At 26.2% G+C, this 9,880-nt stretch carries 7 protein-coding genes; 3 read left to right on the top strand and 4 right to left on the bottom strand.

Features of this window, described 5'->3' with window-relative positions; all coding sequences use genetic code 11:
* Positions 1–42 precede the first annotated feature (42 nt).
* On the bottom strand, positions 43–564 hold the full coding sequence (locus HCG70_RS16650) for an ABC transporter permease (protein WP_221698044.1): 522 nt from the start codon (positions 562–564) through the stop codon (positions 43–45).
* Positions 565–827: 263 nt separating this feature from the next.
* On the opposite strand from HCG70_RS16650, the gene HCG70_RS16655 reads away from it, so the two are divergent.
* The 3 genes from HCG70_RS16655 (at position 828) to hflX (ending at position 4,737) form a co-directional block, all read left to right on the top strand.
* Positions 828–1,883: an IS1595 family transposase gene (locus HCG70_RS16655; RefSeq protein ID WP_055257692.1), complete on the top strand. Its 1,056-nt coding sequence runs from the start codon at positions 828–830 to the stop codon at positions 1,881–1,883.
* A 662-nt stretch (positions 1,884–2,545) separates the two neighbouring features.
* Positions 2,546–3,319 (top strand): 23S rRNA (adenine(2058)-N(6))-methyltransferase Erm(Q), encoded by a 774-nt coding sequence (locus HCG70_RS16660; protein ID WP_007286427.1) that lies wholly within the window; start codon positions 2,546–2,548, stop codon positions 3,317–3,319.
* Positions 3,320–3,510: 191 nt separating this feature from the next.
* Positions 3,511–4,737: a GTPase HflX gene (gene hflX / locus HCG70_RS16665; protein WP_341474211.1), complete on the top strand. Its 1,227-nt coding sequence runs from the start codon at positions 3,511–3,513 to the stop codon at positions 4,735–4,737.
* A 424-nt stretch (positions 4,738–5,161) separates the two neighbouring features.
* Here the strand turns inward: hflX and HCG70_RS16670 are convergent, their stop codons facing one another.
* From HCG70_RS16670 to asnB, 3 genes are all read right to left on the bottom strand, one after another.
* Positions 5,162–6,997: an ABC transporter permease gene (locus HCG70_RS16670; RefSeq protein WP_221698045.1), complete on the bottom strand. Its 1,836-nt coding sequence runs from the start codon at positions 6,995–6,997 to the stop codon at positions 5,162–5,164.
* Positions 6,997–7,677 (bottom strand): ABC transporter ATP-binding protein, encoded by a 681-nt coding sequence (locus tag HCG70_RS16675; protein ID WP_221698046.1) that lies wholly within the window; start codon positions 7,675–7,677, stop codon positions 6,997–6,999. Before HCG70_RS16675 ends, HCG70_RS16670 begins: the two co-directional genes overlap by 1 nt.
* 145 nt (positions 7,678–7,822) lie before the next feature.
* Positions 7,823–9,694 (bottom strand): asparagine synthase (glutamine-hydrolyzing), encoded by a 1,872-nt coding sequence (gene asnB, locus HCG70_RS16680; protein ID WP_221698047.1) that lies wholly within the window; start codon positions 9,692–9,694, stop codon positions 7,823–7,825.
* Positions 9,695–9,880: the final 186 nt, after the last annotated feature.

Raw genomic sequence — 9,880 nt, forward strand, 5'->3', positions numbered from 1 at the left:
ATTACTATTATAAACTACTGTTAATATTTTATAAATATTTTATTACTCAATATTTCTTATAGTTTCTACTAAACTCATTTTCCTAAGCTTATTTAACGGTATTAATGAATCTATAAAAACAACTAATAAATTAATTGTAAATCCTATTACAAATGGCTGCCAGTATATTTTTGATGAAACCGAAAAACCAAAATCTATTATTTTAATTGCGTATAATACTAAACCTACAGATAATCCTCCTCCGATTATAGATGAAAATACTCCATGAAGAATCCCCTCTAGTAATACCATTTTTCTTAACTGCATTCTAGTCATTCCTATAGTTCCTAACGTTCCAAACTCCTTTTTCTTAAGGAGTATATTGAGTGAAATTGTATTTACAACATTCACTATTCCTATTAAGCTTACCATAACTATAAATCCATAAACAAATACATTTATAACAGTCCACATTTGTTGTTGCATCTTATTTTCTTCATTTAAGTCATTAAAAGTTTCCTCATACTCATCTGCAATTTCACGAACTGCTTTTGATGCTTCTTCTGTTAACTCTTCATTACTCATATCACTATACCTAAACTTTATCCATTTATTTAAATACAACTCACTTATAACTTTCTCGTAATCTGTATATCCCATTATTATTGTAAAATTATAATTATATCCTTCTTCAAATGGATTTTTATCAATAACCTTCTTAACTTTAAATTCTATATATCTATCTTCTGCTTTATCTTTGGCTTTGTTTTAATAAACTGTTGAAATTTGATTAACCTCTATAAATATGGTTATAATATATAATATAACTACTATTTAGGAGGTTTTTTATGCCAAGAGTTAATAATGTTATTCAGCAAGTTTCACAATTAAATACATATGAGCAAGAGAAGGTATTTGATTTTTTAAAGACTGTATTGATGTCAAATGGAATAACTAACTCTATAGATGAAGAAATCGCTGAAAATAGATTTAACAAGGGGAAGTGCTGTCCTTTTTGCAATCATGATAAAATATCTAAGTATGGAAAATATCATGGCAAGAATGGCGTTAAACAAAGGTATAAATGCCAAAATCCAGAGTGCAAAAAAACTTTCAATGATTTTTCTAAATCCCCAGTTTCAAGTAGTAAAAAGGGATTAGATAAATGGCTACTATATGCTCAATGTATGATAAATGGTAACACTATTAGGCAATGTGCCGAAATTGTTGAGATTAATATTGCAACAGCTTTCTTTTGGAGACATAAAATTATAGACGCTATTAGAAAATTTATTGGCTACGGCTCTCTTGAGGGTGTTATTGAACTCGATGAGACATACTTTGCCCTTAGCTATAAAGGGAATCATAGCAAAAGTTCTAATTTTACTATGCCAAGGGAATCAAGAAAGCGTGGTAAAGAAATAAATACAAGAGGTATATCAAAGGAATTTGCCTGTGTATTATGTGGTGTAGATAGATTAGGAAATATATATACTGGTTTAATATGTGATGGCAGACCTAACTATACTGATATAAATAGGGCTTTATCAGAGGTTGTTGAAGAAAATTCTATTTTATGTACTGATAAACATAGGAGTTATATCCCATTTGCGGCTCAACATAATTTTGAATTACATCAAATTAGGGGCGGGAGAAAAACTGTGGATATTTATAATATTCAAAGAGTCAATGCTTTTCATAGTAGCTTAAAAAGATGGATAAGAAAGTTTAATGGTGTTTCAACCAAGTTCCTAACAAACTACCTATTTTGGTATAAATGGACCCAATTATTTAAAACAGAAATTGAAAGAAATAAGCCTAAGAAATTCTTTATTCATGCTAACTCAACACATTCTATATCTTTAATAAAGGACTTTAAGATAAGAAGACCAATATATGTATAAAAGGTAAAATTTGTTTTTATTTTACTGTTTTTAGTGTACAATAAATATAATGATTGATGAACAATTGTATTATATTGCGAAGCAAAAGGATAGGAGCATAGCTCCTATTTTTTATTTTATCTATAAAGTATATTGTGATTTTGCTAGAAGTGAATCGGAGTGCTTTACAGTAAATATAGTTTATGGTATTATTAAATACATTAAAATATGAAAGGAGTTGTAGTTATGAAAAATTTATATATAATGCTTAATAAATTAAAAAAAATATACATTACTCCTGGGTATATTATAAATTAGATAGCATATGCTTAATATACAAATCCCCTGGAATATCGACTTATATTCTAGGGGATTTTTTATAATGTTATAGCTCTGCGCTATTTAATATTAATAGTTAACATAGAGAGTATAAATAATGAAAAAATTTAAAAATATCTTCGTTTGAAAATAACTACTTAATAAAGATGCAAAAATTATAAACAAATATTTAAAGCTTATTATATGAAAAATAGGAGGAAATAAAATGATTATGAATGGTGGAATAGCGTCAATAAGATTAAGAAGATAGCGCACGAGTTGTGGCTATCGTTAAACAAATTTAATATAATGTCATAACTCCGTGCTATTTAAAGAGTAAAAATAGTGAATTAAGGAGATTATGAATGAAAGCTAAAAGTAATAATTATAGAGGAAAAGTTGATATTAGTGTATCGCAAAATTTTATTACTAGTAAAAATACTATATATAAATTAATAAAAAAAACAAATATATCCAAAAATGATTTTGTTATTGAAATTGGACCAGGAAAAGGTCATATAACAGAAGCTTTATGTGAAAAAAGTTATTGGGTTACAGCTATAGAACTAGATAGAAGTTTATATGGAAATTTAATAAATAAATTTAAAAGTAAAAATAATGTTACTCTTATTAATAAAGATTTTTTAAATTGGAAATTACCTAAAAAAAGAGAATATAAGGTATTTTCTAATATTCCTTTTTATATAACAACAAAGATTATTAAGAAATTATTATTAGAAGAGTTAAATTCACCAACTGATATGTGGCTAGTTATGGAGAAAGGTTCCGCAAAAAGATTTATGGGAATACCTAGAGAGAGTAAATTATCATTACTTTTAAAAACTAAATTTGATATTAAGATAGTGCACTATTTTAATAGAGAAGACTTCCATCCCATGCCTAGTGTAGATTGCGTCTTAGTATATTTTAAAAGAAAATATAAATATGATATATCTAAAGATGAATGGAATGAATATACAAGTTTTATATCTAAGTCTATTAATAACTTAAGAGATGTATTTACAAAAAATCAAATTCATGCAGTAATTAAATACCTAGGTATAAATCTTAATAATATTAGTGAAGTTTCTTATAATGATTGGATACAGTTATTTAGATATAAACAAAAGATAGATTAGTAATAGTAGATTTAAATTAGGAGGTGTTAAAATGATTATGAATGGTGGAATAGCGTCAATAAGATTAAGAGGATAAGTCACGGGTTGTGGCTATTATCTTAATTTAATAAAGAGTCATAATCCCGTGATATTTAAAGTTAATATTTAAATATAAAATTACAGGAGATTATGAAGATGATAAAAAAGGAATAATTGTAGGAATTAATATAAATAATAAAAATAATTTTGATGAATCTATGGAAGAATTAAAAAATTTATGCTTAGCTTGCAAAATAGAAACTGTTGGTCAAATTAAGCAGAATTCAAAGAAAGTTAACTCTACTTTTTATATGGGTAGTGGGAAGATAGATGAATTAAAAAATTTAGTAGAAGAAAACAATGCAGATATAGTTATATTTAATAATGAATTATCAGCGTCACAAGTTAAAAATATTGAAGAAGAAATAAATTGTAATGTCATAGATAGAACTGCGTTAATATTAGATATCTTTGCAAATAGAGCAAAAACAAGAGAATCTAAATTACAAGTAGAGGTTGCGAAGCTCCAATATGAATTACCAAGATTAGTTGGTTCAAATGAAGATTTAGGTCGTCAAAGTGGTGGAGTAGGGACTAAAAACAGAGGCGCAGGAGAAACAAAATTAGAATTAGACCGTAGAAGAATAGAAGATAAAATTGCTAATTTAAATAAAGAGCTTGAAGTATTAAAAAATCAAAGAGAAGTACAAAAAAGTAAAAGGAAAAAATCTAATATTCCTAATGTAGCTTTAGTAGGATATACAAATGCTGGTAAGTCATCTGTTATGAATGCTTTAGTAGAGAAGTTTATAAATGATGAAGATAAAAAAGTATTTGAAAAAAATATGCTATTTGCAACTTTAGAAACTTATGTTAGAAATATAAAATTAGATAATAATAAATCTTTTTTATTATCAGATACAGTGGGATTTGTTGGGGATTTACCTCATAGTTTAGTAAAAGCTTTTAGGTCTACTCTAGAAGAAGTTTGTGATGCGGACTTATTACTTCATGTGATTGATATATCTAATCCTAATTATGAAAATCATATAAATGTAACAAATGAAACATTAAATCAAATAGGGGCGGATAATATTCCTGTGATTTATGTATATAATAAAGTTGATTTAATGGAATTAGATACATTCAATATAGAAGGGATGCTGGTTTCAGCTAAAAAATATATAGGTATAGAAGAATTATTGGAATCTATATGTAAAAATATATTTATGGATTATATAAAATGTAAGGTTATGGTTCCTTATAAAGATGGTAAAATGACATCTTATATAATTGATAGTTCAACTGTTCTAGAAACTGAATATACTAATGAAGGAACTTTATTTAGTATAGAATGTAGTAAAGAGGATTATGTTAAATACCAGTCATATATAATCTAGAGTGATTCTAGGTATCTATATAAACAATGCATAAATGAAAGAGGATGTCGCATACCAATTGAAAATTGTTCATGTGATAGCCTCTTTTATATTTGATAAGTAATTAGAAATGATTTTATTGTATGTGTTTATTGCAACAATAAAGTAAATAACTACAAATGATGCTAAAGACATTAAAATAGGATAAATAAATACTTCCAAAACCAATTAAGCTAGAGATAAATATACTTGTAAGAATGACTTTGTCTTTGTACGACTACGATGGGGAAAATGTGTATTAAAGAAATAACAAAAATACTTTAAATGAAATGTGTAAATTAAGTTAATGCTATAATATAATAAAGTGAACAATATTAATCTATTGCGATTCAAATAGGATGTCCAAATGGACATCCTATTATGTTATGCTAATTTCAACACTATTTTAAAACAAAGCCTTATCTTTTAATAAACTTTCAGTATAATCTTCATTATGAAATTCATTAAAATTACTTGCTGGTACTTTAAAAGTATCTCCTTCTTTTAAGTTAGTTATATTAATATTTTTTAATTTACCATTTTCATCATACCGACTTCTACTATTAACTAATATTACTTCATTTTCTTTTAAACCATCAGTGATACCTATTTCTTTTAATGAATTATCATCGAATCCATAAATTTGAACATTACTTAAGAATTCATCAACCTCGTAAGAAAATATCTCTTTAAACTCATCTGAAATTAAATTTAAATCCAAAGCTAAAAGCGATACTCCTGTTCTTGCTTGAATAAACTTTTCTCCTATTCCCTCAATTTTATTTAATTTATCTTCTATTTCACTAGCATCTTCACTACTTGCATAAATTTCACCATGAGTTATACTACTTTTGTTTATATAATTAAGTTCCTCTATCCTCTTCATGTTTAATGTTGTAAATAATATAAACATTATTAAAGATATGCTTAATGAAAGAGTTGTAACTATAAATCTCTTAGAATTTTTTCTTATATTTTTATAGGCAATCCAACCTTCAATACCAAATACTTTTCTAATGATTTTACCATTATAATATTTTATTTTCTCATTACTTTTATTACCCTTTATTATGTTTATAGGAGATACCCTTCCTGCTTTTTTTGCTGGCCCAAAAGATGCCATAAATATTGTTATTATTCCTATTATTGCAGTAAATAATATTATACTTGGATAAAACTTAACTGCTAATATTCCTTCTCCATCCCCAATCATCATTGCTATCTTATTTTCTAATAATTTAACAGTAGTCCATACTCCTATAAATCCTGATGTCACTCCAAAAGGTATTGACATCAAGCATAAAGCTAAAGATTCTCTAATAACTAATCTACTTACTTGACTTGGAGTTGCTCCTATACTTCTTAATATTCCAAATTCAGTCATTCTTTCTGTTACAGATATATTTATTGCATTATAAATTAAAAATACAGTAGCTACTATAATTATTCCTATCACAAATATAACTGCTCCATTAATTGCAGTATTAATTCCTGTATATCCTGTTTGTCCACGCAATGATAATAACTCATTATGGATATACATTTTCTCTTGATATACCTTTAAGTTATTTGCTTTGCTTATAGCTATATCTATTTTATTTTTTCTATCTTTAACTGTAAATCTAATATCATAACTTTTATTATTTTTTATTTCATCTAAGCAAGTTACTGCATAAAAGTATGTTCCATTTGGGCTAACGCTCTCTTTTGAAAATCCAACAATAGTATACTCTTTAAAGTTATTAGTCTTTACTTCTTTACCACCTTTATAAGTTATTTCTTCAACATTAATCCTATCGTTTATACTTAACCCTAAATATTCTTTAGCATGACTATCTATAATTAACTCCGAACTTCCCTTAGGCAATCTTCCTTCTGTTAATTCATGATTAAATATTTCATTTAAAGCAGTCTCATCTTCACTATCAATATGAACTTCACTATCCTCATATCCATCTATCTTATAAGATCCACTACCTTCAATCGTACTAACTCCAACTTTATCTAAATCAACATCATTTCTTAATATAGAAATTACCCTCTTATCAACATCAAAGAAAAGAAATTCATAATCTCCATTACCTTTAATAGCCCTATCATACATAAAATCTCTAAAACTTAAACCTAAAAATCCAACTCCACTAATAAGAGACAATGAAAGTATTATTCCTATAATAGTAAATATACTTCTCTTCTTATTCTTACTTAAATATTTTAAAGTAATATCACTATAACTTCTCATTATTTAATCACCTCATCAGTAGTGATTTGACCATCTTCAATAGTAATAACTCTATCTGCAGATTTTGCTATATTAATATCATGTGTAATTAAAATTAATGTTTGATTATATTTTTTTGCACAATATTTTAAAAGTTCTAATACTTCCTTTGAATTTTTGGAATCAAGATTTCCTGTTGGTTCATCTGCTAAAATAATTGATGGCTTATTAGCTAAGGCTCTTCCTATAGAAACTCTTTGCTGTTGTCCTCCAGATAACTCTGATGGATGATGATTTCTTCTTTCTTCTAAACCTAATAATTTTAAAAGCTCATTCATATAATTTTTATCTATCTTTCCATTATCTAAAAGTACAGGCATTTCAATATTTTCTTCTGCAGTTAAAACTGGTATCAAATTAAAAAATTGAAATACAAACCCCAACTTTCTTCTTCTCAAAATGGCTAATTCTTTTTCCTTTAATTTATAAATACTTTCCACTTTTATTATTACTTCTCCAGAACTAGGCTTATCTACTCCACCAAGTAAATGCAATAATGTACTTTTCCCTGATCCAGATGGTCCAACTATTGCTACAAATTCACCTTGTTCTATATTTAAATTTATGTTTTTTAAAGCCGTAATTTCTGCTTCTCCACTACCATATAATTTACTTAAATTCTTTACTTCTATAAGTGACATAACTGTAATCTCCCCTTCATTTCCTACTATAACTATAGTATAAAATTTGAATATTACATTACTATAAATTCAATTATTACAATTTATTAATATTAGGCATAATAAAAGTGAAGTAAACTTACTTTATCTACTTCACTCATATAACTTATGCTAATTTATACTTACTATCATTTTCATTATCCCATTCTAATTCACATATAGATTTTCCTTCAACATATATTTGATGCCATAAACAAAACATAAATACTGTCCAAACCTTTCGTGAATTGTCTTTTTCACCTTTAATATGCTCATCTAATAAATTAATCACATATTTCTTATTTATTAATTTATCTACATCTGCATTAGTAATAGTTTCTCTAACATATCTTCCTAAATCACTCTTTAACCATACTCTTATAGGTGTTGGAAATCCAAGCTTTTTCTTTTCCTTCATATAAGGCGGGACTATATCCTTAAATGCTTCTCTTAATAAAACCTTTGTATTATTTTTATTTACCTTTTGAGATAATGTTAAACCTTCAGCACACTTTAAAACTTCTTTATCTAAAAATGGTACTCTTACCTCCAAGGAATGTGCCATAGACATTTTATCAGCTTTTAATAAAATATCTCCTTCTAACCACGTATTCATATCTATGTATTGCATAGTTGTAACATCATCATAATTATTCTTATCACATTCTTTATATAAACTAGATAAAATATTGCTACAAGTATTATTTTCATCATAATCATGTATTATGTTTTCTACCTCTTCATTGCTAAATATTTTAGCATTACCTATGTATCTATCTTTTAACTTGGTAGTACCTCTTAACAAATAGCTTTTTCCCTTTATGTCTGGAAGTAATTTAGCCATCTTATTAACTTTACCTTTTACTGCTTCTGGTAAATATGAAAATGGTTTAAGACTATAATATTCTTTATAAATGTTATATCCTCCAAATAATTCATCTGCTCCTTCTCCAGATAAAACTACTTTTACATGTTTTCTAGCTTCCTCTGATAATAAATAAATACCAACACAGGATGGATCTGCTAACGGATCATCCATATAATAAGCTACACTTGGAAGAGCTTTTATATACTCCTGTTCCGATACATTTATTGATATATTTTCTATACCTAAATATTCTGCTGTTTTCTTTGCAAAATTTAATTCATTATATCCTTCTACATCAAACCCAATAGAAAAAGACTTAATTTTAGGATTAATTTTTGCTGCTAACGCTGTAGTAATAGTAGAATCTATTCCTCCCGAAAGAAAAGTTCCAACTTCAACATTTGCTATCATGTGATGTTTTACAGAATCATTTATAATGTCATAAGCATTTTTTTCTATTACATCTTTATTACTAAATTTAAATTTATGATATCTCTTAAACTCTATGTCACCATTTTTTATTGTAAAATATGTTCCATTTGGAACCTCTTTAATTTCATTAATAATGGTATTATAGTTAGGTGTATATTGAAATGATAAATAATTTTGTAATGCACTCTTATCCACACTTATTTTACCAACTAAGTTTACCAAAGATTTATATTCAGATGAAAAGGCTATAAATTCATCATTATTTATATAATATAAAGGCTTTATTCCAAAATGATCTCTAGCACCAAAGACTATGTCCTTTACTTCATCATATATAATAAATGCAAACATACCTCTTAACTTATCTAAACATTTTTCTTCATAATTAATATAAGATGTTAAAAGAACTTCAGTATCTGAATTAGTAGTAAATTCATTACTTTTATTTAACTCTGCTCTTAACTCATTATGATTATATATTTCACCATTAAATATAATAGTTCTATTTTCTTTTTTAAATGGCTGATTTCCACATTCTAAATCTATTATACTTAGTCTATTAAATCCAAATGCGATATTATCTTTTATAAAGTATCCCGTATCGTCTGGTCCTCTATGGATTATCTTTTCCGTTAATTGTCTTATAAATAGTTCATCAGCTTTTTTATTTTTATAATATATAGATATATGACCACACATCTTATAACCCCCCTAAATCTTTTAAAATTTTAAATTGTTTTTTTAGTAATTAAAATATGTTTCTTTATTTATTCTTTACATATTTTTCACATTTTCCATTATATCACAAAAAAAAAATTATTTATCTAACCTTAGTTATTTTTAATGTTATTTTAAGAAAACATTAAAATAAAACCTTTAATATAA

This window comes from Clostridium sp. K04 (assembly GCF_019734375.1).
GTDB lineage: Bacteria > Bacillota > Clostridia > Clostridiales > Clostridiaceae > Clostridium > Clostridium saudiense.

Excerpts from the sequence above, each read along its gene's own strand:
- HCG70_RS16650 (WP_221698044.1), bottom strand. The coding sequence starts at position 564 with ATGAGTAATGAAGAGTTAACAGAAGAAGCATCAAAAGCAGTTCGTGAA.
- HCG70_RS16655 (WP_055257692.1), top strand. The coding sequence starts at position 828 with ATGCCAAGAGTTAATAATGTTATTCAGCAAGTTTCACAATTAAATACA.
- HCG70_RS16660 (WP_007286427.1), top strand. The coding sequence starts at position 2,546 with ATGAAAGCTAAAAGTAATAATTATAGAGGAAAAGTTGATATTAGTGTA.
- HCG70_RS16670 (WP_221698045.1), bottom strand. The coding sequence starts at position 6,997 with ATGAGAAGTTATAGTGATATTACTTTAAAATATTTAAGTAAGAATAAG.
- HCG70_RS16675 (WP_221698046.1), bottom strand. The coding sequence starts at position 7,677 with ATGTCACTTATAGAAGTAAAGAATTTAAGTAAATTATATGGTAGTGGA.
- asnB (WP_221698047.1), bottom strand. The coding sequence starts at position 9,694 with ATGTGTGGTCATATATCTATATATTATAAAAATAAAAAAGCTGATGAA.